The organism is Streptomyces sp. NPDC052773 (genome assembly GCF_044547145.1).
Classification (GTDB): domain Bacteria; phylum Actinomycetota; class Actinomycetes; order Streptomycetales; family Streptomycetaceae; genus Streptomyces.
Window position 1 is genome coordinate 63,636 of sequence record NZ_JBITZX010000021.1, and the last position, 25,451, is coordinate 89,086.

Here is a 25,451-nt window from a genome sequence, read left to right on the forward strand (position 1 = left end):
CAGCCGTGGGGACACCCGGGGGATGCACACCACCCGTCCCGGCTACCCCGCCCTGGCCGCATGGCGCGGGGCCACTTTTCAAGCCACGTGATCGAGCAGGGCGCGCACCTCGGGAACGTCGCCGTACTCGGTGAGCCGGTCCAGGACAACGCGGGCCCGGTCGGCTGTCCGTTCGCTGGTGATCCCGGCTGACAGCGTGACAACCCGTTCCGCCGTTGCCCCTGCTTCCTCGGGCTCGTTGGCGTCTGCCAGGGCAACAGCGAGCCACGACAGGTACAAGGCAAGCTCGCGGGTGTGTGTCGCGTCGTACCGGGTGAGCACATCCCGGAGTATCGGCACGGCCCTCAAAGGCCGGCGCAGCTCGGTGAAGACGCGGGCCTCCATCACTTGCAACTCCCCGGCGTCGACCCAATACAGATAGCCGGGTTCCTCCTCCCCACCATGCCGGGACAACGCCTCCCCGGCCTCGCCCAGCGCTCGGAACGCGGGCTGAACCTCGCCGTTCTTCGCATGGGCCCACGCCACCCGGTCGAGGTACAGCGCTCGCGCCCGTGGTGGCGCTTCCCGGGCGGCATCCAGCGCCGCCCTCGCCATGGTCAACCCCTCACGCACATCACCGGTGTTCGTGGTCTGGTAGGCAAGGCAGCCGAGCAAGTTCCCGGCGAGCGTGCTGTCCCCGGCCTGGTGCGCGGCCGACAGACCCAGCCGGTATATGCGTTCAGCCTCCGTGTGCTGACCGGCGTCGCTCGCGACCCAACCGGCGATCTGCGCCAACTCGCCGATCTGCCCCAGTAACTCGCGGCCTACAGGCTCGGTGTGTGTCGAGTCCCGAAAAAGCCGGACAGCACTCCGCAGTTCCCGTAGCGCGGGACGGATCAGATCGCCTCCGGCCAACACATCGTCGGCCAGCCGTAGGCCATGCACGCGCTGCCTGAGATCATCCACCTGAGCCATGCTGATGCGTCGCCCCGTCCGGGCTTCGAGCGGCGCGAGCGGATCACCGTCCGGCAGGAAATCCGACAGCGACGGCAGGGGCGGCTGCACAGCATCCTGCGGAGCGCGGAGCACCTCCACGGACACCCCAAGCGCCGCCGCGATGACCGGCAACCACTCACGAGGCGTGCGTTTCCCGGTCTCGTACCGGCTGATTTCCTGCCGCCCGATGGGCTCACCGCTGACCCCCGCCAACCGGCACACTTCGCGCGCCAGACGTGCCTGACTCCAGCCTCGCGCTTCGCGTAGCCGCCGGATGTGGGCCCCGATGACGCTGGTCATGCCCCCATTGTGGCCGACAGGTGGCCGACACCTGGCCACTATGCCGACGTCGTGCCGACGCGCGATGGTCGAGTGACCGGCAAAGACCCCCGCGACCGTGCGACCGGCCCGGGGGCGTGGCCACCAACCTGGCTCGGAGGTTGACGACATGCTTCAAATTACAGCGCGGCTGCTTCGGTTACTGCTCCCCCCTGCGGGCCGTCATCGGAACACGGAAGCGCGCCTGTCGACCGCGACTCTCCCAGTGCCCTGTCGCTCGCGCGTGCCTGCGCTGGACGGTGAAGCGATCGGGCTCGTCCGGCCGTACGTTCTCGCCTACGAGCGCCGCCTAGAACTCGATCGGCGCCTTCGGCGCCGCGCTGGGCTGGTCCTGGCGCCGCAGGGCATCGACCTCCCGGAGGTGGTCGCGTGAACCGCCCCCGCCTGCTGCCGTGGTCCGAGGACGGCAAGCGCGCGTACCTGTACAGCAGCGACCCGAACAGTGCCCTCTCCCGGCTCGCCGACCAGATGGAAGAGGCACAGCTCAGTGTCGGCGGGGACGTCCTCGTCGGCGCCAAGGAAGTGATGAGCGACCCGAAGGCGTCCGTAGCAGAGCTGCGCTTCACGGCGTCGCGGCTCGCGGAGTGCCTGGTCGACGCGCTGCGCGTCGCGGAGTCGCGCGGCGCACGGCTGGCCGACGCGGAGGACAAGGAAGATGAGCCCCCCGGCGACGACGAGGAGGCCCGGTGACCCGCTCCGTCATGCGCTTCGTCTCCCACACGATCCGGCACGCGCCGGAAGGCGGCGTCGTCTATGAGGCCTTCTGCGAGGCGAAGCCCGGCGAGTGCGAGGAGACATCGGGGCCACAGCACGACCAGGAAGCAGCCCAGGACTGGTGCCTGCGCCACACCGGCCGCACCGGGCACGACCTGTTCCGCCGCGTCGCCACGGACCACGCCCGGGTGACGCGGAACGAACGATCCCGGCCCGCTGAAAGGGACCGCGCAAGACCCGTCTCACACATGTGGGACGGGACTCTGAATCCTGGAGGTGATCACATGCTCGACCGGTGGGCTCATGATGGTCGATGGCAACCCGCAGGACGACAGCGACAGCGGCAACAAGCACGGCGGCGGGTCGGACGAGGGCGGACGGCCGCTCCAGCCCTTGGTGCCGGTCGGCGCGTGTCACCAGCGTGCCGGCCCGGAGACGCGAGCGCCCGATCGCTGGTGACGGGGGATACACCAGCGATCGGGCTGACACCCAGCCTAACAAGGCCGCCCGCGTGACGGGAGCCGACTGCTCCGCCCCGCCGAGCGGGTGTGAGGCTAATCACGCGAACGGGTGTCGAACGGGTGCCCGGGTCAGTCGTCGCACGGCGGGTCGTAGGAGAGGCGGGGAAGGTACTCGTTCCACTTCTCCCGGGTCAGGACGCCCCGCGTGGTGGAGCAGATGTGCCGGATCGCCGTGTCGACGTCGAGGTTCCACAGGCGCACGGTGTCGGTGCCGCTGGACACGCCGAGCATGTGACCGGCGGGGCTGAAGGAGAGGAAGTTGCCGGTCTTGGCGTTGGGGCTCATCGACTGGCCGATGGGCGCCGCGTCCGCCGGGCTGGCCACGTTCCACAGCCGGACCGTGTTGTCGTTGCCGCCGCTGGCGAGGGTGCGGCCGTCGCGGCTGAACGTCAGCGACACGACCGCCTCGGTGTGCCCGGTCAGGGTGGCGGCGGGGCTGGCACCCCCGACGGGGTCGGAGAGGTCCCACAGGCGGACGGTGTCGTCGTCCCCGCCGCCGGCCAGCGTGGTCCCGTCGGGGCTGAAGGCGAGCACGTTGACCGGGCCCCGGTGGTCGGTGAGCGGCGCGTCGAGCCGGGTGGCGCGGGCCGGGTCGGTGACGTTCCACAGCCGTACGGTGCCGTCGGCGCTGCCGCTCGCCAGGGTCCGCCCGTCGGGGCTGAAGACGAGGGCGTTGACGTAGCCCTTGTGGCCGGTGAGGGGCGCGCCGAGCGGTACCGGCCGGGACGGGTCGGCGACGTTCCACAGCCGGACGGTGCGGTCGTCGTAGGCGGTCGCCAGGGTGCGCCCGTCCGGGGCGAAGGACAGCGCGTCGGGGGAGGCGAAGCGGGTGCGCAGGGCGATCGGCGGCCCGGCCGGGACCGGGTGGGCGGGGTCCGTGACGTCCCACAGGTGCACCGACCGCCGGAGCGTCTGGACGGCGAGGAGATGCCCGTCGGGGGAGAACGCCAGCGCGCGCTCGCCGCCGTCCCCGGGCATGAACGCCCGGCCCAGCCGCACCGGCCGCGCCGGACGCCGTACGTCCCACAGCCGCACCTTGCCGTCGCGGGCCGCGGTGGCCAGCACCCGCCCGTCCGGCCGGAACGCCCCGCTGCGGCCGATCATGTCCGACGTCGGCACCGTCCACAGCCGCACCTTGCTGTCGCCGCTGCCGGTGGCGAGCGTGCGCCCGTCGGGGCTGAATCCGAGCGCGTACATCTCCCCGCTGCTGCCCGCCAGCGGCTCGCCGACCTGTGAGGGGTACGCCGGGTCGCTGACGTTCCACAGGCTCGCGGTGCTGTCCGCGCTGGCCGCGGCGAGGGTGTGCCCGTCGGGGCTGAACGCCACCGACCAGACGGGGCCGGTGTGCCCGGTGAGCGGGGGGCCGAGCTGGGCCGCGTCCGCGGGGTCGGCCGTGTCCCACAGCCGTACGGTGTCGTCGGCGCCGCCGCTGGCGAGGGTGCGGCCGTCGGGGCTGAACGCCACCGAGTGCACGGTCTCCGTGTGCCCGGTCAGCGTCCCGAGCGCCCGCGCCCGCCCCGGCTCCGCCACGTCCCACAGCCGGATCGTGTGGTCGTCGCCCCCGGCGGCCAGGGTCCGCCCGTCCGGGCCGAACGCCACGGACCGTACGGCCGCCCGGTGCCCGGTCAGCTCGGCGAGCGGCTTCGCCCGGTCCGGGTCGGACACGTCCCACAGGCCCACGGTGTGGTCCTCGCTGGCGGAGGCGAGCGTACGGCCGTCCGGGCTGAAGGCCACCAGGTACACCGTGCCCTCGTGACCGGTCAGCGGGGAGCCCAGCGGACGCGGGTGCGCGGGGTCCCGTACGTCCCACAGCCGGATCACGCCGTCGTCGCCCGCGCTGGCCAGGATGCGGCCGTCCGGGCTGAACACCGCGCTGCTCACCCAGCTCCGATGGCCGGCCAGCGGCGCGCCCAGCGGCCTCGGGCGGGTCGGGTCGGCGACGTTCCACAGCCGTACGGTGCGGTCGTAGCTCGCGGTGGCCAGGGTGCGGCCGTCGGGGCTGAACGAGGTCAGGTAGACCGCGCCGGTGTGGCCGAGCAGCGGGGTGGCCAGCGGGGCGTTCACGATCGAGATCAGCCGGTTGTTCGTGCCGGCGTCGTCCGGGCGGAGCCGGTGCGCCACCAGGTCGAGCTGCGCGGAGAGCGACGGGTCGGTGTACTGCACCCGGTCCGCCTCGGCGACCACCTGCTCGAACACCGCGTCGTCCCGCTGCTGCCAGGCCACCACCGCCGCGCCGACCGCCACCAGCGCCAGCGCCACCAGCGCCGCGACCGCTCCCCGGCTGAGCCAGGCGGTACGGCGGCGCAGCCGCACCGACGCGGCGAGGAACTCCACCGCGCCGCGGGTCAGGAAGGTGTCCCCGGCCGACTTCGCCCAGCTCTCCGCCTGCTCCAGGCGCGACCCCCGGTACAGCAGGGCCGGGTCGCGGTGCGAGGCCTCCCAGGCCCGGCCGTCCTCCTCCAGCCGCTGGCGCAGCAGGTTGCCGCCCCGGTCCTCGTCGATCCACTCCCGCAGCCGGGGCCAGGCGTGCAGCAGCGCCTCGTGGGTGATCTCCACGGTGTCCGCGTCCAGGGTGACCAGCCGGGCGCGCACCAGCGCCTCCAGTGACTCCTCCGTCTTGTGCGGGTCGGCCGACTCCTCCGCGAGCTGCCGGCGGGTGCCGCGCCGCCGGGTCGCGGCCGTGTCCTCGCCGACCCGCACAAGACGGAGCAGCAGTAACCGGGCCGCCGTGCGCGCCGCCGGGTCGAGGCCCGACCAGGCCCGCTCGGCGGTGGCCGCGACGGCACCCTGGATGCCGCCCGCCGCCCGGTACCCGGCCAGGGTGAGCCGGCCCGCCTTGCGGCGCTGCCAGGTGGCGAGCAGGGCGTGCGAGAGCAACGGCAGGACGCCCGCGTCGTGCGCGCCGCGCGGCCCGTCGGAGCTGACCTCGCGCACGATCAGCTCGGCGAGGCCCGGCTCCAGCTCCAGCCCGACCGCCTTGGCCGGGCCGGTCACGGCCTCCCGCAGTTCGGTGGTGGTCAGCGGGCCGAGGACCATGTGGCGGTGCTGGAGGGCGTCGGCCAGTTCGGGGTGGCGCAGGCACTGGTCGTAGAAGTCGGCTCGTATGCCGAGCAGGACGAGGACGGGCGGGTCCGGGGGCGGATCGCCGGGGGACGGGAGGGTGGCGGGGTCTTGGCGGTTGACGGGGTCTGGGGGGCTGCCTGGGCTTTGAGGGCCGCTTGGGCTTTGAGGGCCGCTTGGGCTCTGAGGGCCGGCGGGGGCTTGGGGGTCGGTGGCGTCTTGGAGTCGGCCGGGGCCTTGGGGGCCATACGGGCTTTGGAGGCCGCCGGGGGCTCGGGCGCCGGTGGAGTCTTCTCGGCCGCCGCGGCTCGGGGAGCCCTCGGGGGAGCAGGCGGCGTGCAGCAGGCGGATGAAGGTGCGGCGGTCGCTCTCCTCGGCGCAGAGGGTGAACGTCTCCTCGAACTGGTCCACGATCACGACCGGGCGGGCGCCGGGCCCGGCCCAGGCGGCGAAGGCCTCCCGCACCGCCCGGCCGAACTCCGGCGGACAGTCGTCGGTGTCCGCGGTGCCGGCCACGGCGTCGGCGAGCCGGGGGATGTGGCGGCACAGCTCGCCGAGCGGGTCGGCGCCCGGGACCAGCTGGAGGACCCGCCGGGCTCCCGCGTCGCGCAGGGCGGGGATCAGGCCGGCGTTCAGCAGCGAGGACTTCCCCGCGCCGGAGGCGCCGACGAGCATCACGAGACCGCCGGTGCCGTTCTCCTCCACCGCGCACAGCTGGGCGAGGAGGGCCTCGGTGCTGCGTTCCCGGCCGAAGAACCAGCGGGCGTCCTCCTGCCGGTAGGCGGCGAGGCCGCGGTAGGGGCAGACCCCGGCCGGGAGGTCGGGGGGCGCCTCCTCGGCGGGCGGCTCGCCCGCGGGCCGGTCGGCGACCGGGTCGGACACCGCCCGCTCCCACAGCCGCTGCCACTCGGCCACGTCGTACAGACCGGGGCTCACCGGTACGGCCCGGATGCGGCGGGCCTGCGGGATGAGCACCTGGAGCACGGCGGCGAGGGCGGCGAACTGGGCGGGGACGTTCTTCGCGCGCCGCCAGTCGCTGATCCGCTGCGCGGAGACCCGTACGGGCCGGCCGCGCTCGTCGATCCGCTCCAGCCGGACGACCGCCTCGGACACCCGCTTCAGGGGTGGGTTGCCGGCCTCCTTGTACAGCAGCGCGAGCCGTTCGGCGAAGGCTGTGCGTGCCGTCGAGTCGGAAGCCAAGGCCTCCACCCCTTACTACCGCCGCTGTGGACATCCGGACCGGAAAACTCACTCTATACGTCTGACCTGCGGCTTAACCGGGCTCCGGAGGCCGGAACCTCCTCCTGACCAGGCACGAATGGCAGGATCTCGACCGGATCCGGAGCGGTAGCCACTCCGCCACGCAGCGCTAGTACCCGCACCCGAACGTCCGGTACCGGTCCCCACGAGGGGAGGGACCGGTACCGGACGGACGATTGAAGTTCGCACCACGAATCAATATTGTTCGTGGTGCGAACCTATTGGCGTTCTCGGGGGGTTGACTCATGTCCGACCGCACGTTCGAATCCTTGCCCGTGTCCGAGAGGCCGGTCGTCTTCGGCTTCGGCGCGCCCGGTGGTATCGACGACACGGCGGAACTGCTGCGCGTCGTCCAGCAGGCCGACCGCGACGGCCTCGACCACTTCTCCCTCTCCGACCACCCCTACCTCGGCGGCCGGGTCGACGCGTACGCCGCGCTCGGCTTCCTGCTCGGCGCCACCCGGCACATCGCCGGCTTCGCCAACGTCACCAACCTGCCGAGCCGTCCCGCCCCCGTGCTCGCCCGCACGGTCACCTCGCTGTCGGTGCTCACCGGGGGACGGGTGGTCCTCGGCATGGGCGCGGGCGGGCTGTGGGACCGGATCGCCGCCCTCGGCGTACCGCGGCTGTCGCCCGGAGCCGCGGTGGAGGCCTTCGAGGAGGCGATCACCCTGGTCAAGGTGTTGTCCGGCGGCGGCGACCCGGTCACCTTCCACGGCCGCCACCACCGGGTCGACGGCATCGAACCGGCCCCCGTGCCCGCGCCTCCCGTCTGGACCGGCTCGGTCGGCCCCAGGTCCCTCGCCGCCACCGGCAGGGTGGCCGACGGCTGGATCCCCGGCCACGCGGCGGACTGGCTCAGCGAGCGCTACCGGACCTCGCGCCCGGTCGTCGACGAGGCCGCCGTGGCCGTGGGGCGCGACCCGCGCGCCATCCGTACGATCTTCAACTTCCCGGGCCGTATCACCGACCGCCCGCTGCCCGCGCCGCGCGACGCCGACGGCCGCTGGGTGGGCGGCTCGGTCGCCCAGTGGACCGACGAACTCACCGACGCCGTCCTGCACCACGGGGCCTCGGGCTTCACCCTCTTCGCCCCCGACCACGGCTCCCCGGTCCCCACCACCCTCGCCCGCTGGTCCCAGGAGATCGCCCCGGCGGTACGCGAGGCGGTGGCGAAGGAGCGGGTGACGGCCTGAGGGGTGACGGCCTGAGCGACGGGGCGAAGGAGGGCGGCACGTGCCGTGAGCCGTTGCGCCGCCCTCCGGCGGCCGGTGTCCCGGAGGGCGCCTTCAGGCGCCCACGTACTCCGCCAGGTGCCGGCCCGTGAGGGTGGAGCGGGCCGCGACCAGGTCGGTCGGGGTGCCCTCGAAGACGACGCGGCCGCCGTCGTGGCCGGCGCCGGGGCCGAGGTCGACGATCCAGTCGGCGTGGGCCATCACCGCCTGGTGGTGCTCGATCACGATGACCGACTTGCCCGCGTCGACCAGCCGGTCCAGCAGGCCGAGGAGCTGCTCGACGTCGGCGAGGTGCAGGCCGGTGGTCGGCTCGTCGAGGACGTAGATCCCGCCCTTGTCGCCCATGTGCGTGGCCAGCTTCAGCCGCTGCCGCTCGCCGCCGGAGAGGGTGGTGAGCGGCTGGCCGAGCGTGAGGTAGCCGAGGCCGACGTCCGCGAGCCGCGTGAGGATCCTGTGGGCGGCCGGGGTGCGCGCCTCGCCGGCGGCGAAGAACTCCTCCGCCTCGGTCACCGGCATCGCCAGCACCTCACTGATGTCCCGCCCGCCGAGCCGGTACTCCAGCACCGACGCCTCGAACCGCCGCCCCTCGCAGTCCTCGCAGGTGGTGGCGACCCCGGCCATCATCGCCAGGTCGGTGTAGACGACCCCGGCACCGTTGCAGGTCGGGCAGGCCCCCTCGGAGTTGGCGCTGAACAGCGCCGGCTTCACCCCGTTGGCCTTGGCGAAGGCCTTGCGGATCGGGTCGAGCAGCCCGGTGTACGTCGCCGGGTTGCTGCGCCGCGAGCCGCGGATGGGCGCCTGGTCGACCGACACCACGCCCGCGTCGGCCGGGATCGACCCGTGCAGCAGCGAACTCTTGCCGGACCCGGCGACCCCGGTCACCGCCACCAGCACCCCGAGCGGGATGTCGACGTCCACGCCCTGGAGGTTGTTCGCCGACGCGCCGCGGATCTCCAGCGCCCCGGTCGGCTTCCGCACGGTCTTCTTCAGCCCCGCCCGGTCGTCGAGGTGCCGCCCGGTCACGGTGTCGCTCGCGCGCAGCCCCTCGACGGTGCCCTCGAAGCAGACGGTGCCGCCCGCCGTGCCGGCGCCGGGACCGAGGTCCACGACGTGGTCGGCGATCGCGATGACCTCCGGCTTGTGCTCCACGACCAGCACCGTGTTGCCCTTGTCCCGAAGCCGCAGCAGCAGTTCGTTCATCCGCTGGATGTCGTGCGGGTGCAGACCGGTGGTCGGCTCGTCGAAGACGTACGTGACATCGGTGAGCGAGGACCCGAGATGGCGGATCATCTTCACGCGCTGCGCCTCACCGCCCGACAGCGTGCCCGCGGGCCGCTCCAGCGACAGATAGCCGAGCCCGATCTCCACGAACGAGTCCAGGGTCTGCTGGAGCGCGGTGAGCAGCGGCGCCACCGACGGCTCGTCGAGCCCGCGCACCCACTCGGCGAGGTCACGGATCTCCATGGCGCAGGCGTCGGCGATGGAGATGCCCTTGATCTTCGACGAGCGGGCGCCCTCGCTCAGCCGCGTCCCGTCGCACTCGGGGCAGGTGGTGAAGGTGACCGCCCGCTCCACGAACGCCCGGATGTGCGGCTGCATCGCCTCCTTGTCCTTCGCCAGGAACGACTTCTGGATCTTCGGGATCAGACCCTCGTAGGTGAGGTTGATGCCCTCCACCTTGATCTTCGTCGGCTCCTTGTGGAGCAGGTCGTGCAGCTCCCGCTTGGTGAACTTCCGGATCGGCTTGTCCGGGTCGAAGAAGCCGCAGCCGCTGAAGATCCGCCCGTACCAGCCGTCCACGCTGTACCCGGGGATCGTCAGCGCGCCCTCGTTCAGCGACTTGCTGTCGTCGTACAGCTGCGTCAGGTCGAAGTCGGTGACCGAGCCCCGCCCCTCGCAGCGCGGGCACATCCCCCCGGTGCGCTCGAACGTCGCCTTCTCCGCCTTCGTCTTCGCCCCGCGCTGCACGGTGATCGCCCCGCTCGCCCGCACCGAGGCGGTGTTGAACGAGTACGCGCTGGGCGGCCCGATGTGCGGGTCGCCGAGCCGACTGAACAGGATCCGCAGCATCGCGTTGGCGTCGGTGGCGGTGCCGACCGTGGAACGCGGATCGGCGCCCATCCGCTGCTGGTCCACGCTGATCACGGTGGTCAGCCCGTCCAGCACGTCCACCTCGGGCCGCGCCGTCGTCGGCATGAAGCCCTGCACGAAGGCGCTGTACGTCTCGTTGATCAGCCGCTGCGACTCCGCGGCGATGGTGTCGAACACCAGCGAGCTCTTGCCAGAGCCGGACACCCCGGTGAACACCGTCAGCCGGCGCTTGGGTATCTCGACGCTGACGTCCTTCAGATTGTTCTCGCGGGCGCCGACCACGCGGATCAGATCATGGCTGTCGGCGATGTGCGGGGCGGACGGGTGCGCGTCCGTACCGGTGGCTCTGGTCATCGTGCCTCCCTGGATCGGCGGGGCGTGGGCGGGGCCGGGCGGCCGGTTCCGACGGAACGTAACCCGGGTCGGGGCGGAGTCAGCCGTTCCGGCGCTGGGCGAAGCGCAGCATGTTGCCCGCGGGGTCACGGAAGGCGCAGTCGCGCACCCCCCACGGCTGGTCGACCGGCTCCTGCAGCACCTCGGCGCCCGAGGCCTGCACCCGCTCGAAGAGGGCGTCGCAGTCGTCGGTCGAGAAGATCACCCCGCGCAGCAGGCCCTTGGCCAGCAGCTCCGCCATGGCCCGCCGGTCCGCCTCGGAGGCGTTCGGGTCCGCGACCGGCGGCTCCAGCACGATCTCCACACCGGGCTGCGCGGGCGAGCCGACGGTCACCCACCGCATCCCCTCGAAGGAGACGTCGCGCCGGACCTGAAGTCCGAGCGTGTCCCGGTAGAAGGCGAGCGCCTTGTCATGGTCGTCCACGGCGATGAAGCACTGCGACAGCGTGAGGTCCATGCCGGAAACGCTACGACCGGGCCGCGCCCTTCGCTTCTCCGTTCCTGACCGGTCTCGTCAGGACCTTGGCGACACACGCCGGGATGTCCGCGCCCTCCTCGTGATCAAGGGCCCGGTAGGCGCTCGGGCTCATCCCCACCAGCTCGGTGAACCGCGAGCTGAACGACCCCAGCGACGTACACCCCACCGCGAAGCAGACCTCGGTCACCGACAGGTCGCCGCGCCGCAGCAGCGCCTTGGCCCGCTCGATCCGGCGGGTCATCAGATAGCTGTACGGCGTCTCCCCGAAGGCGGCGCGGAAGCTGCGCGAGAAGTGCCCGGCCGACATGTGCGCCTGCCGCGCCAGCGCGGGCACGTCCAGCGGCTGCGCGTAGTCACGGTCCATCCGGTCGCGTGCCCGCCGCAGCAGCACCAGGTCCGAAAGCGTCACGGCACCAGGATGGCACGGGGCGGACGCCGCGGCCGGGGACTCAGGGACTGATGGAGTCGAGGAAGTTCCCGATGGCCTCGACCACGCGGTTCCTGCGGCGATGTGCCCTGGAGCAGTACCGCCGGGTGCGCCACCGCCGCCGCTGCGGTACCGGTGTGCCGCACCACCCGCACGGCACCGTTCGTATCGATCCCCCGTTCACACCCCCAACCGTAGCGGTTCCAGGTACGGGGAGAGCCGGTCCGCCGTGTGATCGCCGTAGGCCGCCGCGATCCGGGACAGCAGGTCGGCCGGGCGCACCTCGTACTGCTGCGGGCCGACCGACTCCAGTGCCGTGGTCGCCAGCGCGCAGCCCAGGGGCACCGCCTCATGGGGCGTCAGGGACCAGCCGACGGCGGCGAGGAAGCCCGCCCGGAAGGCGTCGCCGACGCCGGTCGGGTCGGCGGTCGCCGTCGCCGGGACGGCCGGGAACTCCAGGGTGTCAGCCGTGGCCGACTCGACCCGGACCCCGGCCTCGCCGAGCGTGGTGAGCCAGGTGCCGACCCGGTCCAGCACCTCCTCCCGGGTCCAGCCGGTGCGCTCCAGCAGCAGCGCCGCCTCGTACTCGTTGGTGAACAGCCAGCGCGCCCCGGAGACCAGTTGCCGCACCTCGTCGCGGCCGAGACGGGCGAGCTGCTGGGAGGGGTCGGCCGCGAACGGCGTGCCGGCCGCCCTGCACTGCTCGGTGTGGCGCACCATCGCCGCCGGGTCGTTCGGGGAGACGAGGACCAGGTCGACCCCGCCGGGGCGGGCCAGCAGCGGGGTGAGGTCGATGGCGGCGGCCTCGGCCATCGCGCCCGCGTAGAAGGAGGCGATCTGGTTCTGGTCCGCGTCCGTCGTGCACATGAACCGCGCGGTCTGCCGGGTGGTGGACACCCGCACGTGCTCGGTGTCCACGCCGTGCGCCTTGAGCCACACCTCGTACTCGCCGAAGTCGTCCCCGACCGCCCCGACCAGCAGCGGAGCCGTGCCGAGGCAGCCGAGGCCGAAGGCGATGTTCGCGGCCACGCCGCCGCGCCGCACCTCGAGGTCGTCGACGAGGAAGGACAGGGAGACATGGTCGAGCCGGTCGGCGATCAGCTGGTCGGTGAACCGGCCCGGGAACCGCATCAGATGGTCGGTGGCGATGGAACCGGTCACGGCGAGCCGTGCGCCGCCCCGGTCGTGACCGGGACGCGGGGGCGTGCTGCCGGCGGGCGGCTGGGGCTGGGAGGGCATGGGTACTCCTGGACGGCTGGGGTTCCCGGTGCGTTCCGGATTCCGGTGACGTTGGCGTGGACGGCGAGGGCGGCCGACGGGCGGTTCAGGGTGATGTAGTGCAGTCCGGGGGCGCCCTCGGCGAGCAGCCGCTCGGCCATGGCGGTGGCGTGCTCCACGCCGATGCGCAGGCCGTCGGCGGGCCGGCCCCGGGCGGCTTCGAGGCGGCGGGCCAGCCCCTGGGGGAAGGACGCCCCGCTGAGTTCGGCGAACCGGCGGATCTGGGCGGCGTCCGTGGCGGGCATGATCTCGGGGATGATCGGGATGTCGCAGCCGGCGGCCCGCACCCGGTCGCGCAGCCGGAGATAGTGCTCCGCCTCGAAGAACATCTGGGTGATGGCGTAGTGCGCGCCCGCCCGGCACTTGGCGACGAAGTGGCGGATGTCGCTGTCCCAGTCGGGCGAGCGCGGGTGCTTCTCGGGGAAGGCGGCGACGCCGACGCTGAACGCGCCGGACTGCCGTACCAGGGAGACCAGTTCGTGGGCGTGCCGCAGACCGGCGGGGTGCGGGATCCACGGCTTGTCCGGTCCGCCGGGCGGGTCTCCGCGCAGCACGAGCACGTCGCGTACGCCCGCGTCCGCGTAGGTGCCGATGATGTGCCGCAGCTCGGTCACCGAGTGGCCCACGGCGGTCAGGTGCGCGACCGGGCGCAGGGTGGTCTCGGCGGCGATCCGCCGGGTCAGTTCGACGGTGCGGTCCCGGGAGGAGCCCCCGGCGCCGTACGTCACGGAGACGAAGGCGGGCGACAGGGACTCCACCCGGCGGATCAGCCGCCACAGGGCGCGGTCGCCGGCCTCGGTCTTCGGCGGGAAGAACTCGAAGGAGAAGGACGGCCTCCCGGTGGAGACCGGTGACTGCCGGAACGCGTGCGGGGTCATGTCCGGGCCGGTCCCGTCACCCGTTCACCCGGCGCCGCAGCGCCTCGACGCGGTCGGTGCGCTCCCAGGTGAAGTCGGGCAGCTCGCGGCCGAAGTGGCCGTAGGCCGAGGTCTGGGCGTAGATCGGGCGCAGCAGGTCGAGGTCGCGGATGATCGCGGCGGGGCGCAGGTCGAAGACCTCGGTGACGGCCTTCTGGATCGTCTCCTCGGGGTAGAGGGCGGTGCCGAAGGTCTCGACGAACAGACCGACCGGCTCCGCCTTGCCGATGGCGTACGCCACCTGGACCTCGCAGCGGGCGGCGAGGCCCGCGGCGACCACGTTCTTCGCGACCCAGCGCATCGCGTACGCCGCCGAGCGGTCGACCTTGGACGGGTCCTTGCCGGAGAACGCGCCGCCGCCGTGGCGGGCCATGCCGCCGTAGGTGTCCACGATGATCTTGCGGCCGGTGAGGCCCGCGTCGCCCATCGGGCCGCCGATCTCGAAGCGGCCGGTCGGGTTCACCAGCAGCCGGTAGTTCTCGGTGTCGAGCTTGATGCCCTCGTCCAGGAGTGCCTTCAGCTCGGGTTCGACGACGTACTCGCGGATGTCCGGGGTCAGCAGCGAGTCGAGGTCGATGTCGGAGGCGTGCTGGGAGGAGACGACGACGGTGTCGAGGCGGACCGCCTTGTCGCCGTCGTACTCGATGGTGACCTGGGTCTTCCCGTCCGGGCGCAGGTAGGGGACCGTGCCGTTCTTGCGCACGTCGGTCAGGCGCTTGGACAGGCGGTGGGCGAGGAAGACGGGCAGCGGCATCAGCGTCGGCGTCTCGTCCGTGGCGTAGCCGAACATCAGGCCCTGGTCGCCGGCGCCCTGCCGGTCCAGCTCGTCCTCGTCGCCTTCCACGCGGGTCTCGTAGGCGGTGTCCACACCCTGTGCGATGTCCGGGGACTGCGCGCCGATCGACACCGACACGCCGCAGGAGGCGCCGTCGAAGCCCTTCTTCGAGGAGTCGTAGCCGATGTCCAGGATGGTGTCCCGGACGAGCTGGGCGATCGGGGCGTACGCCTTCGTCGTGACCTCGCCGGCCACGTGGACCTGGCCGGTCGTGATCAGGGTCTCGACGGCGACCCGGGAGGTCGGGTCCTCGCGCAGCAGCGCGTCGAGGATGGTGTCGCTGATCCGGTCGGCGATCTTGTCGGGGTGGCCCTCGGTCACGGACTCCGAGGTGAACAGACGACGCGACATGACACTCCTTGTCGGCTGGGTGGAGGGTGGGGCGGCGGCCGGCCCGGTCCGCGGTGAGCGGTCCGTGGCGGTGCCGGTGCGGGGCGGCCGGTGCCGGCCGGTGCGGTGCGGTGCGGGCGGCGCGCGGACAGGGCGTCCGGCGCGGCCCGGGGACGCTTCAACTGGCGGACATCACCGGCGAGTTGAGCCCGGGGCCCGCGGGCGACGGTGCAGACTCTGCCACGGATGCGGCGGCGAGGGGTAGGTCCTTCCGTTCGTCGGAAAGCAACGCGATGGCGTGCGCCGCGGACGCGAGGGTGGTGTGGCGGTTCCAGCCGCCGTAGGAGCGGCCGGTGAAGTCGCGGATGCCGATCCGCTCGGTGACGTGCCGGAAGGAGTCGTCGACCTGGCGGGCGAGGGCGGTCGTGCGCAGAAGGGTCGCCGGGTCGGCGTCGACCATGTCGGTCAGCCACACCTCGTCGGACTGCCCCGGCCCCGTGCGGGCCCGGAAGAGCAGCAGGTCGTACGGGTCGTGGCCGCTGCCGGGCGCCTGCGGCACCGGGTGGTGCGGGGAGCGGACCCGCACGGCCGCGGTCAGGACGCGCGCCGCCCGCGCACCCGTCGGCACGGGCTCCATGAGGGGTCTGCGGGAGCCCTCCGCCGCCGCGAGGATCGTGTGCGTGGAGACCGGGCCCGGGCCCAGCCCGCGCAGCGCGGGGTCGGCCACCGTGAGATGCAGGGTTCGGTACGCCCGCACCAGGAACGGCACCCCCGTCGCGCGCAGCCGGTGGACCGCCGCGGCGGTGTCCATGTCCGGCCCGCACACGTCCATCACGATCGGCAGCGTGCCCCGCAGCTCGGCCGCCAGGCCCAGGTAGGCGGCCGTGGCGCACTCCACGGGCGTCTCGGAGCGGCGGTCGTCGGGGATCGACGCCCGGGTGCGCCGTGCGTCGTCCTCCAGCCACTCGGGCGGCAGCAGCAGCCGCCAGGCGAGCGGGTAGCAGCCGCCGGGCGAGCCGGCCCACAGGCCCACCGCGTACTGGGCGTTGACCACCTGCCCGCTCCCCGGGAGGAAACGTTTGTGCACCCCGACCGTGCTGTTTCCCTCCCGGGGGGTGACCACACTGCGCAGCACCCAGCCGCCCGGCGGGGCCACCGGCGTCATCAGATCGGCGACCGCGCGCGCCACCGGCGCCCAGTCCCACGTGGAACACGACACGAAGTGGTGCAGGCTCTGCTCGAGCCGCGGCCCGCCCAGGCAGGCCGCCATGTTCCGGAACGACCTGCGTCCCCGCGCGGTCAGCAGGCCCCGCACATACGTCAGCGCCATCCTGCGCTGATCACTGCGCGGCAACGAAGCGAAAAGCCGGGCGCCCAGTTCACTGAGCAACTCCTCACGGCCGGACATGCCTCCCCCTTTGGTCATGGCCGAGTGTGTCTCTCGAGATGTGATCACACCGCACCGGGCACGCGGACCGCGCGCACGTCGTTGTGCCGGCCGCGGTTCCCGGGCGTACGGCCGATGCGCCGGGCGCTCCGCCCGCGGCGTACGGCCGCGAGGCGGGCCGCACCGCCCGGGTGCGCGGCCGTCGTGTCGGACGTGCCGCCCAGGCGCACGGCCTTGTGGCGACCGCGCCGCCGGGTTGCGCGGCCGTCGTGCTGGACGCGCCGGGCGGGTGCCCGTCCGTTGTGCCGGCCGCGGTTCCGGGCGTACGGCCGTCGTGCTGGACGCGCCGCGGTGGCCGGGGCGTACGGCCCGCTGGGCCGCGCGCCGCCCGGGCCGATGGTCGATGGGCCTGCCGCGCCACCCGGGCCCTTGGCCGATGCGCTGGAGCGCCGCCCGGGCGGACGGCCATGCCGCGGTGAGCGGCGGGCTTGATGCGCCGGTCGGGCGGGCGCACCGGCCGGTGCACGTCGTTGTGCCGGACGCTCCGCCCCCTTCGCACGGCCGACGTCGGGCGCGTCGCCCGGGCACACGGTCGATGTGCCGGCCGCGCCGCCGAGGCGACCAGCCGGACTGTCGGCCGCCGCGTCGGACGTGCGGCCGTGCGTGCTCCCCTTCCGCTGGTGCGGGTGGCAGGGGAGCACGCACGGGCCGGTGGTGTGGTGGTGGGGTTACGCCGGGGTCGTTTCGGCCTTGGCCGAGGGTTCCTGGGGGGCCGGTTCCGGCTTCGGGGCGCGGAAGGCGCCGGACGCCGCGAAGATCGCCGCGGCGACGAGGAGGGCGAGGACGGTGAAGCCGGCGACGCCCTTGAAGCCGTCGAACTCGGTCAGCAGGACACCGCCGATCAGGCCGCCGATCGTCGTACCCGCGTACAGGGCGGTCGTCGAGAGCGACGACACCGTGCCGCGCGAGGCCGTCGTCTGGGACAGCAGCATGTTCATGAAGATCGGGTAGGCGAGGCCGAGCATCGCGGAACCGAGGGCGAGTCCGGTGAGCGCGAGGCCCAGGTTCGGCGCGAACGGCACCGCCGCGTAGACCACCACCAGCACCGCGAACACCAGCCCCAGCGTGCGGTGTTCACCGATCCGCCGGATCAGGCGGCTGCCGAAGATGGAGGTGATGGCCATGCCCACGCCCAGGGCCATCATCGAGGCGCCGACCGCGCTGACGCCCAGGCCGAAGTCCCGGTCCAGCCAGGAGCCGATGAAGGAGATCGTCTCGAACACACCGGTCTGGTAGACGAGGTAGCCCAGCAGGTACCAGGTGAACCTCGACGACCGGAACAGCTGGGCGTACGTCCCGACGATCCCGGTGTTCTCGCCCGCCGCCCTGGCGGACGGCACCGACGGGAAGACCCGGAACAGCAGCAGCCAGGCGATCCCGGACAGTCCCGCCACCACCAGGAACGGCACGTGCCAGGAGATCGCCGCCAGCCAGCCGCCGACCGGGACGCCGACGACCTGCGAGATGGACATGCCCGCGCCGGCGATGCCCATCGTCTTCACGATCGAGTCCGGCGCCACCAGGACGGGGATGGACGCCCAGATCTGCGGGGTGACGAGCGCGGCGAACATACCCGCGAGGAACCGGAACAGGATCATCGTCCACAGTCCCTGCGCCGCGGCACAGAGCGCTGTGGCCACCGCGAACCCGGCGAACCCGAGCAGCAGCACGCCCCGCCGGTCCCGGCCGTCCGACAGCGGCCCGGCCACCAGCGCGAACAGCGCGAACCCCAGGGCGTAGGCGCTCACCATCCACCCGGAGACGCTGGTCGACACATCGAACTCCTCGGCCAGCGTGGGCAGCATGGGAGCCACGAGGAAGGTGTCGGTTCCGATGACGAACATGGTCGCGAACGCCAGCCACGCGATGACCGCGCTGGACGGGGCACGACCGTGCCGTGTGCTCTGTGCCTGTGTCACGGCTTTCCTTTCCGATCACATGAGTCGCGGGGCCCGCCGGCTCAGTCGGCCGGCCGCCGGCCCCAACTGGAATAGATGAAGGTCGATACGTCGGGGGCCGGGCCGCTCTCCACGAGGGCGCGCGCCCGCTCGACCTGGTCCTCGGTGGCCAGACCGGCGTCGACGAGACTCCGGCCGCTCTGCACCAGCCGGATGCGCAGCAGCTCGTCCTGGACGGCGTCGACGCCGAGCCCGCCCGGGGTGACCGACACGCCCACGGAGTCCAGCCCCGCCGCCGCCAGCCTGGCCGGCAGCCGGCGCGCCCACGCCAGGTCGATGCCCTGCGCGGCGAGGGCGTCCAGCCAGGCCCGCTGCACCCGCTGCCACTCCGGGTACGGGGAGTCCTCGGCCGGCAGGAAGTACACGTCCTCCAGGACGAGCCAGCCGCCGGGGGCGAGCCACCGCACGGCCCGCCGCAGCACCTCCTCGCGCCGCGGCAGATGCATGAACACCGCGCGGGCATGCACCAGGTCGAACGAACCCGGCGCGAAGTCCTCCTCGTTGACGTCCATCCGCCGCACCGTCAGATGCGGGGCCCGGTCGGCGTCGAGGAAGCGGGGGTCGATGTCGGCGGCGACCACGCCGCCCTGCGGCACCCGGTCGGCGAGCCAGTAGGCGATGGAACCGGCGCCCGCGCCGAGCTCCAGACAGCGCCAGGTCGGGGCGATGTCCAGCCCCTCGAGGACCCGGACGGTCGCCGGGTCGTAGCTCTGCTCCAGCAGGCGCAGCCGGGTCCCCTCCGTGGGCAGGTCCTTGCTCAGCAGGCCCGTGGTGTACGCCTCGGCGGTCGCGGTGGTGTCGTTCATCGGCGGTGATGCCCTTCTGCTCGCGCGCCGTCAGGAGAGGTAGCCGGAGGAGTGGAGGATGCGCAGCCAGGTGCCGTCGGGCTGCCGGCGGGCCACCTGGTAGCGGCCGATGCTGTGGTCGGCCGCGATCGTCGACGTGAGGGCCAGGTCGCCGTGGCGCAGGGTCGGCAGCGCCTCTTCCATCGCGTAGTGGGACTGCTTCTTCAGCATCTCCTCGAACGCCCTGCGTATCGCGTCACGGCCGACGATCGTGTTGCCGATCGGAAAAGCCATGACCGCGTCGGGCTCGTAGAGTTCCGCGAGTCCCTCGGCGTCCCCGGCATTCGCCAGCTCCACCCAGATGCGGGCCAGGTCCTCGGGCGTCTTGGCGCGTTCGCGAGCGGTGGTCATCGTGTCGTTCCCTCTCTTGTGGCCGTTCCGGCTGGTGTGGTCGACGAATTCCTCGGCTTTTTCCCCGGCGTTCGCCGGCTTTCCGGCACCGCGGGCCTCCGGCGGCAGATCCGCGGACGCCAGCAGCTCCCGCGGGTCGTACACGGCCTCGATCTCGGTGATCCGCCCGTTCCGCACCCGCATCCGGTTCGCCACCGCGGTGGGCGGGGCGATGCTGGTGTGCAGGTCGAACCAGGTCGTCACCTCGTCGCCGGCCGTGAACGTCCGCCGAATCTCGAGGCCCGTCGTCACCGACGCCATCCGGGCCAGTGACTCCCGGCACGCGTCGGCGTCGTCGAGCCGCGCGAGCGGTCCCGTGTACGAGAAGTCCTCGTCGGCCAGCAGCGCGCGCAGGCCGGTGAAATCCCGCGTGCGCCAGGCCTCGAAATAGGCGGCAGCCACCTTTTCGGCGTCGTCAGCCACTGCGTCTCCTTGGTTTCCGGAGAAATTCACTTCGCGTTTTCCGAGCGCCCGGACGGGCCCTTTCGCGCGGCGCGTTTCCCCATTCCCCTGCGGACGCTGATGGAGGGCGTCACAGGGCTTGAGTCTGCGTAAGCGGCGCGGGGCCCGCCACGAGCGGCGGGGAACTATGTCAGGTCGGGCTCAGGGCTGGAGTCGGCGCGCGGTCCAGCCGTCGCCGGTGCGGTCGTAGCGCAGCCGCTCGTGCAGCCGGTCCGTGCCGTTGGCCCAGAATTCGATGGCGTCGAAGCGCAGCAGGAAACCGGCGTAGCGGTCGGGGCGGGGCAGCGGGCGGCCGTCCGCGGCGAGCCGGTCCACCTCGGCGCGCAGCGCGTCGAGGTCCACGAGGTCCTGGCTCTGCCGCGACGCCACGGACATCGGGTGTGTGAACGGCGGCCGGGAGAACCACAGTTCGTCGGCGACGGTGTCCGGCAGCCGCTCGACGGCACCGCTGACGATGAGCTGCTGGCTGGTCTCACGCCAGTACAGGACGCCCGACGCGTACGGGTTGGCCGTCATCTCACGGCCCTTCTGGCTGTCGGCGTGCGTGGCGAAGACGAACCCCTCGTCCGCGATCCGGTTCAGCGCGACCACACGGGTCGAGGGCCGCCCCCGCTCGTCCGCGGTGGCCAGTGCCAGCGCCCGCGGCTCGCGCACACCGAGCCGTACCGCCTCGTCGAACCACTCCCGCACCAGCGGCACCGGGTCGGCGGGCGGCGCGAGGAACTCGGGGAAGGCGATGTCGATGGTCCCCGTGAGGGTCTCCGACCTGCCTGTGCTCATGGGTGGATGTCTCCGTTTCTGGGGGGGGGAGGGGTTGTCGGGGCCGGGGGTGTGGGTCTCAGACCCGGGCCGTGCCCTGGGCGAAGACCGCGCCGCTGCCGCCGACCTCGACCGAGGTGACGCGGTCGCCGGTGCCCTCGGCGCGGGCGAGCATCGGGGAGGGGCGGCCCATGTCGACGCCCTGGACGATCTCGATGCGCTGCCCGTACCCGGCCAGGCCGTGGCGGGCCAGGTGGATGGCGAGCGGGCCGGCGGCGGACCCGGTGGCCGCGTCCTCGACGACGCCGTACGCGGGCGAGAACATGCGGCTGCGCCACTTCGTGCCCGACCCGGCGAAGCAGTTGGCCGCCATGTCGGGGAACCTGGACAGCGCCCGGTGGTCCGGGTGCAGGGCGGACAGCGCCTCGAAGCTCTCCAGGCCGACGAAGACGTGCCGGGGACCGTTGCGGTAGATCTCCACGGGCAGCGTGGACGTCTTCACGCCGAGCGCGTCGAGGAGTTCGTCGGCCTCCTCGAAGGGCTCCCAGGTGGGCACCGGCTGCCGCATGCGCGCGGCCACGGCCCGCCCGTCGGCGTGGTCCACCTCGAAGGGGATGGTGCCCATCCGGGTCTCCAGCCGCAGCTCCTTGTGCCCGGACTCGTCGCCGAGGGCGATCGCGGTGCCGAGCAGCGGATGCCCGGCGAAGGGCAGCTCGTTGACCGGGGTGAAGATCCGGATCCGGGCGTCCCCGCCGTCGCGCGGGGTGAGGACGAACGTGGTCTCCGAGAGGTTCATCTCCCGCGCGATGCGCTGCATACGCTCGCCGGGGATGTCGTCGGCGTCGAAGAAGACCGCCACGGGATTGCCCTGAAGGGGCTCGGTGGCGAAGGCGTCCACGACGACGTACCGGTGCAAGGTGACCTCCTACGGGGTGTACGGCTGTGCGGTCAGGGGCGCGGGAGGTCCCGGAGCGCGGTGGCGAGGATGCGCGGCCCGTGCTGGGTGAGCACCGACTCGGCGTGGAACTGCATGGAGGTGAAGTGCGGGCCGCGCAGCGCGTGCACCTCACCGGTGTCCGGGTCCCGGCTGATCTCGACCCGGCCGATTCCGTCGACCCGGATCTCCGGTCCGTCGGCGACGGCGGCGAACGTGTTGTAGAAGCCGACCCGTTCGCGGGCGCCGAAGAGGTCGATCTCCTTCTGCACGCCCTGGTTGGGCACGTCCCGGCGGCGCAGCGGCAGCCCGAGCTGGAGGCCGAGCACCTGGTGGCTGAGGCAGACGGCGAGGAAGGGCCGCCGCCCGTCGAGCAGCGTGCGCACCGCCGTGTGCAGATGGGCGATCTTGGGGTGTCCGGTCTCTCGCGGATCGCCCGGCCCGGGCCCCATGACGACCAGGTCGTGCTCGTCGAAGGAGTACGGCTCGTCGAAGCGGCGCACGGTGACCGTGAGCCCGGTGGAGCGCAGCTGGTGGGCGATCATCGAGGTGAAGGTGTCCTCGGCGTCGACCACCAGCACGCGGCGGCCCGCCAGGTCCTGAAGCGGCCGGGCCCGCTCCGGCGCCGCGCGCAGCCAGAAGTCGGCGATGCCCTCGTTGCGGCTTTCCAGCGCGGTCCGCACACCGGGGTGGTGGGCGAAGCGGGTGCCGGGGCGGTCGCCGAGCGCCGCGAGCAGCCCGGCGGCCTTGGCCCGGGTCTCCTCCGCCTCGGCGTCCGGGTCGGAGTGGCGTACGAGGGTGGCGCCCACGCCGATCCGCAGCCGGCCGCGGGGGTCGATGTCGGCGGTGCGGATGAGGATGGCGGAGTCCATCCGGCGCCCGCCGTCGGCGTCGCGTCCGATGAGGGCGGCGACGCCGCTGTAGTAGCCGCGGCCCTCCGGCTCGTGCCGGGCGATGATCCGGCAGGCGCTCTCCAGGGGGCTGCCGGTCACGGTGGGCGCGAACAGCGTCTCGCGCAGGATCTCGCGCACGTCGCGGTCGGTGCGGCCCTCGATGAGGTACTCGGTGTGCGCGACCCGGGCCATCTCCTTCAGGTACGGCCCGGTCACCCGGCCGCCCTCGGCGCAGATCCGGGCCATCATCTTCAGTTCCTCGTCGACGACCATGTACAGCTCGTCGGTCTCCTTGCGGTCGGCGAGGAAGTCCATGACGTCGCCGAGACTCGGGCCCGAAGCGGGATAGCGGTATGTGCCGCTGATCGGGTTCATCACGGCGGCGCCCGCGTCGAGGGTGATGTGCCGCTCGGGGGAGGCGCCGACGAACGTCCGCTCCCCGGTGTGGATGAGGAACGTCCAGTACGCGCCGCTCTCCTGCTCCACCAGGCGGCGGAAGAAGGCGAGCGCGCTGTGCGGCCCGTAGTCCCCGATGTCGGCGACGAAGGAGCGCTTGTAGACGAAGTTGGCGCCCTCGCCCTCGCCGATGGCCTCCTTGACGATGCGGCGCACGGTGTCGGCGTAGGCGGCGTCGTCCACGTCGAAGTGCTCACCGCTCAGCGGCGTCGGCACGTCCGGGATACGGGCGAGCGCGTCCGCCAGCCGGACCGTCTGCTGGCCGGTGACGGTCATCGCGATCAGCGGCGCGCCGTCGTCGGGGGCCGCGAACCCGCGCTCGGCGACCTGCCGGTAGGGCAGCACGGCCAGTACGTCGTGCCGGGCACCGGCCGGGTCCGCCTCGGCCTCGGGCAGCTCGATCTCCGCGAGTGAACCGGGCGTCGCGACCTCGCCGACGAGCACGTCGAGCAGGCCGGGACCGGTGCTCTCGGGGCGGTGCAGCAGGGCGTACGGGCCCGGCCGGCCGCCCAGGACGCGGCCCAGCAGGTCGTCCGCCGCCACGGCGGTGGAGCCGGTCATCCGGTGACCTCCTTGGTGGTGACGACCATGGCGCAGCGCTCGGCCGCGTAGCGCACGGCCATCCGGTGGTACTCCTCGGAGAAGTCGGCGACCGCGTCGGCGACGAGGAACGCCTGGATGTCGTTGGTGTACGCGTCGACGGCCGACATCAGGACGCCGACGTGGGCGTAGACCCCGCACAGGACCAGCTGGTCCCGGCCGGCCTCGCGCATACGGCTGAGCAGGTCGGAGCGGAAGAAGGCGCTGTAGCGCCACTTGGTGAACCGCCAGTCCCCGGCGGCGGGGGCGAGTTCGTCGACGACCTCGCGGTCGGCGGGGTCGGTGCGCATGCCGGGGCCCCAGAAGTCCTTCAGCAGACCGCGGTCCTGCTCGCTCATGCCGCCGGGCTGGGCCGTGTAGGCGACCGGTACACCGCGCTCGGCGCACCAGCGGCGGATCTGCGCCGCGTTGCGGACGAGTTCGGCGCGTACGGCGTCCGGGAACGGCGCGAGGAAGTAGCGCTGCATGTCGTGGACGAGCAGGACCGCGCGGTCGGGGTCGAGGGTCCAGCGGGCGGTGTTGCGGGGCAGGTCTCCGGCGGTGGGAAACGGATAGGGATCGATGGGCGGTATGCCGGTCATGGCCCTGGGCTCCAGTTCCTGGTCGCAGGATGTCTCGTGGGGGAGGGTGAGGGGGGAGGGGGGATGAGGTCGAGGGGCGGTCAGGCGGCCCAGGCCGAGACGACGTGCAGCGCCTGCCGCGGGTTGAGCCGCGGGTCGCAGCGGCTGGTGTACCGGTCGTCCACGTGCGGCAGGTCGGCCTCGGCGAAGGCGCACTCGGTGACGTCGTCCGGGGTGGTCTCCAGGTGCACGCCCGCGGCCACGCCGCCCGCCGCGGTGACGGCCTGCTGGAAGTCGCGCACCTCGCGCACCACCGTCTCCACCAGGCGGGTCTTGCTGCCGCCCGGGGCCTGCACGGTGTTGCCGTGCATCGGGTCGGTGAGCCAGCCCACCGGGTGACCGGCGGCGCGTACGGCCTCGACGAGCGGCGGCAGCCGGTCGGCGACCGCGTCGGCGCCCATCCGGGCGATGAGGGTGAGCCGCCCCGGTTCGCGGTCCGGGTCGAGCCGCTCGCACAGCGCGAGCACCTCATCGGGGGTCGCGCTCGGGCCGATCTTGCAGGCCACCGGGTTGAACACCTGGGCGAGCAGGGCGACATGGGCGCCCTCGACCTGGCGGGTGCGCTCGCCGATCCACGGCAGATGCGTGGAGCCGAGGTAGACCCGGCCGTACTCGTCGCGGCGCAGCATCGGCACCTCGTAGTCGAGGAGCAGCGCCTCGTGGCTGGTCCACACCGGGGCGTCCAGGCCGGTGCCGGCGGTGGGGCCCTTCCAGCCGAGGTGTTCCATCATGTCGTTCGCGGCCATGTACCCGACCAGGATCCGCAGCGGGTCGGGGCGGCGGCTCTCCGGGTCCGGCTCGGGGCCGTTGACCATGTCCCCCCGGTAGGAGGGCAGTTCGACGCCGTCGCAGATCTCGGTGGCCCGGGACCGCGGCTTGGCGAACTGCCCCGCGATCCGGCCGATCCGCACGACGGGCTTGTGGGTGGCCAGCCGCAGCGCGCCGGCCAGCAGGTCGAGGACCGCCATCTTGCGGGCCACGTTCCCGGCGGTGTTCTCGTTCACGTCCTCCGCGCAGTCCCCGGCCTGGACGACCAGGGCGTCACCGGCCGACACCCGGGCGAGGAGGGAGCGAAGGGTGCGGACGTCCGCGGCCCGGACGAGCGGGGGACGCGCCTCCAGGGTCTCGCGCACCCGCCGCACCTGCGACGCGTCACCCCATTCCGGCTGCTGCAGGGCCTCGCGGGTCTCCATTCCGCGCAGGACTTCCTCCATTATTGCTCTCCCCTCACAAG

General features: G+C 73.0%; 19 protein-coding genes. 2 read left to right on the forward strand and 17 right to left on the reverse strand.

All coding sequences use genetic code 11. The features are described from left to right. Window positions 1-78 precede the first annotated feature (78 nt). Entirely contained in the window at window positions 79-1,275 is a 1,197-nt protein-coding gene (locus ACIG0D_RS32780; RefSeq protein ID WP_399808338.1) for a helix-turn-helix transcriptional regulator, read from the reverse strand. A 408-nt stretch (window positions 1,276-1,683) separates the two neighbouring features. On the opposite strand from ACIG0D_RS32780, the gene ACIG0D_RS32785 reads away from it, so the two are divergent. After that, window positions 1,684-2,004: a hypothetical protein gene (locus ACIG0D_RS32785; RefSeq protein ID WP_399808341.1), complete on the forward strand. Its 321-nt coding sequence runs from the start codon at window positions 1,684-1,686 to the stop codon at window positions 2,002-2,004. Window positions 2,005-2,618: 614 nt separating this feature from the next. Here ACIG0D_RS32785 and ACIG0D_RS32790 read toward each other — a convergent pair. Further along, window positions 2,619-6,818 (reverse strand): AAA family ATPase, encoded by a 4,200-nt coding sequence (locus ACIG0D_RS32790; RefSeq protein WP_399808344.1) that lies wholly within the window; start codon window positions 6,816-6,818, stop codon window positions 2,619-2,621. A gap of 326 nt (window positions 6,819-7,144) precedes the next feature. Between ACIG0D_RS32790 and ACIG0D_RS32795 the strand changes: the two genes are divergently transcribed. After that, window positions 7,145-8,065: an LLM class flavin-dependent oxidoreductase gene (locus tag ACIG0D_RS32795; RefSeq protein WP_399808347.1), complete on the forward strand. Its 921-nt coding sequence runs from the start codon at window positions 7,145-7,147 to the stop codon at window positions 8,063-8,065. 93 nt (window positions 8,066-8,158) lie between these two features. Here the strand turns inward: ACIG0D_RS32795 and ACIG0D_RS32800 are convergent, their stop codons facing one another. The 15 genes from ACIG0D_RS32800 to ACIG0D_RS32870 all read right to left on the reverse strand — a co-directional run bounded on the left by ACIG0D_RS32800 (window position 8,159) and on the right by ACIG0D_RS32870 (window position 25,431). Beyond that, the gene (locus ACIG0D_RS32800) at window positions 8,159-10,549 is read right to left on the reverse strand and encodes an ATP-binding cassette domain-containing protein (RefSeq protein ID WP_399808350.1); all 2,391 of its coding nucleotides are present in this window, start codon (window positions 10,547-10,549) and stop codon (window positions 8,159-8,161) included. A 79-nt stretch (window positions 10,550-10,628) separates the two neighbouring features. Then, complete coding sequence (locus ACIG0D_RS32805) at window positions 10,629-11,045, reverse strand: VOC family protein (RefSeq protein ID WP_399808352.1); 417 nt, start codon at window positions 11,043-11,045, stop codon at window positions 10,629-10,631. Between the two features lie 10 nt (window positions 11,046-11,055). After that, the gene (locus ACIG0D_RS32810; RefSeq protein ID WP_365759927.1) at window positions 11,056-11,475 is read right to left on the reverse strand and encodes a helix-turn-helix transcriptional regulator; all 420 of its coding nucleotides are present in this window, start codon (window positions 11,473-11,475) and stop codon (window positions 11,056-11,058) included. A gap of 198 nt (window positions 11,476-11,673) precedes the next feature. Continuing rightward, on the reverse strand, window positions 11,674-12,624 hold the full coding sequence (locus ACIG0D_RS32815) for a carbohydrate kinase family protein (protein ID WP_399808441.1): 951 nt from the start codon (window positions 12,622-12,624) through the stop codon (window positions 11,674-11,676). A 26-nt stretch (window positions 12,625-12,650) separates the two neighbouring features. Next, window positions 12,651-13,649 (reverse strand): methylenetetrahydrofolate reductase [NAD(P)H], encoded by a 999-nt coding sequence (gene metF / locus ACIG0D_RS32820; RefSeq protein ID WP_399808355.1) that lies wholly within the window; start codon window positions 13,647-13,649, stop codon window positions 12,651-12,653. 16 nt (window positions 13,650-13,665) lie between these two features. Next, on the reverse strand, window positions 13,666-14,874 hold the full coding sequence (metK, locus tag ACIG0D_RS32825; protein ID WP_399808358.1) for a methionine adenosyltransferase: 1,209 nt from the start codon (window positions 14,872-14,874) through the stop codon (window positions 13,666-13,668). Window positions 14,875-15,031: 157 nt separating this feature from the next. Continuing rightward, complete coding sequence (locus tag ACIG0D_RS32830; protein WP_399808360.1) at window positions 15,032-16,261, reverse strand: IS701 family transposase; 1,230 nt, start codon at window positions 16,259-16,261, stop codon at window positions 15,032-15,034. A gap of 707 nt (window positions 16,262-16,968) precedes the next feature. Then, a complete protein-coding gene (locus ACIG0D_RS32835) occupies window positions 16,969-18,219 on the reverse strand; it encodes an MFS transporter (RefSeq protein WP_399808363.1) in 1,251 nt (416 codons plus the stop codon). Window positions 18,220-18,260: 41 nt separating this feature from the next. Then, a complete protein-coding gene (locus ACIG0D_RS32840) occupies window positions 18,261-19,064 on the reverse strand; it encodes a class I SAM-dependent methyltransferase (protein ID WP_399808366.1) in 804 nt (267 codons plus the stop codon). A gap of 30 nt (window positions 19,065-19,094) precedes the next feature. Further along, window positions 19,095-19,916: a nuclear transport factor 2 family protein gene (locus ACIG0D_RS32845; protein ID WP_399808369.1), complete on the reverse strand. Its 822-nt coding sequence runs from the start codon at window positions 19,914-19,916 to the stop codon at window positions 19,095-19,097. 180 nt (window positions 19,917-20,096) lie between these two features. Further along, window positions 20,097-20,735 carry a phenazine biosynthesis FMN-dependent oxidase PhzG gene (gene phzG, locus ACIG0D_RS32850; RefSeq protein WP_399808372.1) on the reverse strand — a complete coding sequence of 213 codons (639 nt, stop codon included), beginning with the start codon at window positions 20,733-20,735 and terminating at the stop codon, window positions 20,097-20,099. Between the two features lie 58 nt (window positions 20,736-20,793). Further along, window positions 20,794-21,630 (reverse strand): PhzF family phenazine biosynthesis protein, encoded by an 837-nt coding sequence (locus tag ACIG0D_RS32855; RefSeq protein ID WP_399808375.1) that lies wholly within the window; start codon window positions 21,628-21,630, stop codon window positions 20,794-20,796. 32 nt (window positions 21,631-21,662) lie between these two features. Next, entirely contained in the window at window positions 21,663-23,558 is a 1,896-nt protein-coding gene (locus ACIG0D_RS32860) for an anthranilate synthase family protein (protein WP_399808378.1), read from the reverse strand. Then, complete coding sequence (locus ACIG0D_RS32865; protein ID WP_399808380.1) at window positions 23,555-24,178, reverse strand: isochorismatase family protein; 624 nt, start codon at window positions 24,176-24,178, stop codon at window positions 23,555-23,557. Before ACIG0D_RS32865 ends, ACIG0D_RS32860 begins: the two co-directional genes overlap by 4 nt. A gap of 80 nt (window positions 24,179-24,258) precedes the next feature. Continuing rightward, a complete protein-coding gene (locus ACIG0D_RS32870; RefSeq protein WP_399808383.1) occupies window positions 24,259-25,431 on the reverse strand; it encodes a 3-deoxy-7-phosphoheptulonate synthase in 1,173 nt (390 codons plus the stop codon). Window positions 25,432-25,451: the final 20 nt, after the last annotated feature.

Excerpts from the sequence above, each read along its gene's own strand:
- ACIG0D_RS32780 (WP_399808338.1), bottom strand. The coding sequence starts at position 1,275 with ATGACCAGCGTCATCGGGGCCCACATCCGGCGGCTACGCGAAGCGCGA.
- ACIG0D_RS32800 (WP_399808350.1), bottom strand. The coding sequence starts at position 10,549 with ATGACCAGAGCCACCGGTACGGACGCGCACCCGTCCGCCCCGCACATC.
- ACIG0D_RS32805 (WP_399808352.1), bottom strand. The coding sequence starts at position 11,045 with ATGGACCTCACGCTGTCGCAGTGCTTCATCGCCGTGGACGACCATGAC.
- ACIG0D_RS32815 (WP_399808441.1), bottom strand. The coding sequence starts at position 12,624 with ATGCGGTTCCCGGGCCGGTTCACCGACCAGCTGATCGCCGACCGGCTC.
- metF (WP_399808355.1), bottom strand. The coding sequence starts at position 13,649 with ATGACCCCGCACGCGTTCCGGCAGTCACCGGTCTCCACCGGGAGGCCG.
- metK (WP_399808358.1), bottom strand. The coding sequence starts at position 14,874 with ATGTCGCGTCGTCTGTTCACCTCGGAGTCCGTGACCGAGGGCCACCCC.
- ACIG0D_RS32830 (WP_399808360.1), bottom strand. The coding sequence starts at position 16,261 with ATGTCCGGCCGTGAGGAGTTGCTCAGTGAACTGGGCGCCCGGCTTTTC.
- ACIG0D_RS32840 (WP_399808366.1), bottom strand. The coding sequence starts at position 19,064 with ATGAACGACACCACCGCGACCGCCGAGGCGTACACCACGGGCCTGCTG.
- phzG (WP_399808372.1), bottom strand. The coding sequence starts at position 20,735 with ATGAGCACAGGCAGGTCGGAGACCCTCACGGGGACCATCGACATCGCC.
- ACIG0D_RS32860 (WP_399808378.1), bottom strand. The coding sequence starts at position 23,558 with ATGACCGGCTCCACCGCCGTGGCGGCGGACGACCTGCTGGGCCGCGTC.
- ACIG0D_RS32865 (WP_399808380.1), bottom strand. The coding sequence starts at position 24,178 with ATGACCGGCATACCGCCCATCGATCCCTATCCGTTTCCCACCGCCGGA.
- ACIG0D_RS32870 (WP_399808383.1), bottom strand. The coding sequence starts at position 25,431 with ATGGAGGAAGTCCTGCGCGGAATGGAGACCCGCGAGGCCCTGCAGCAG.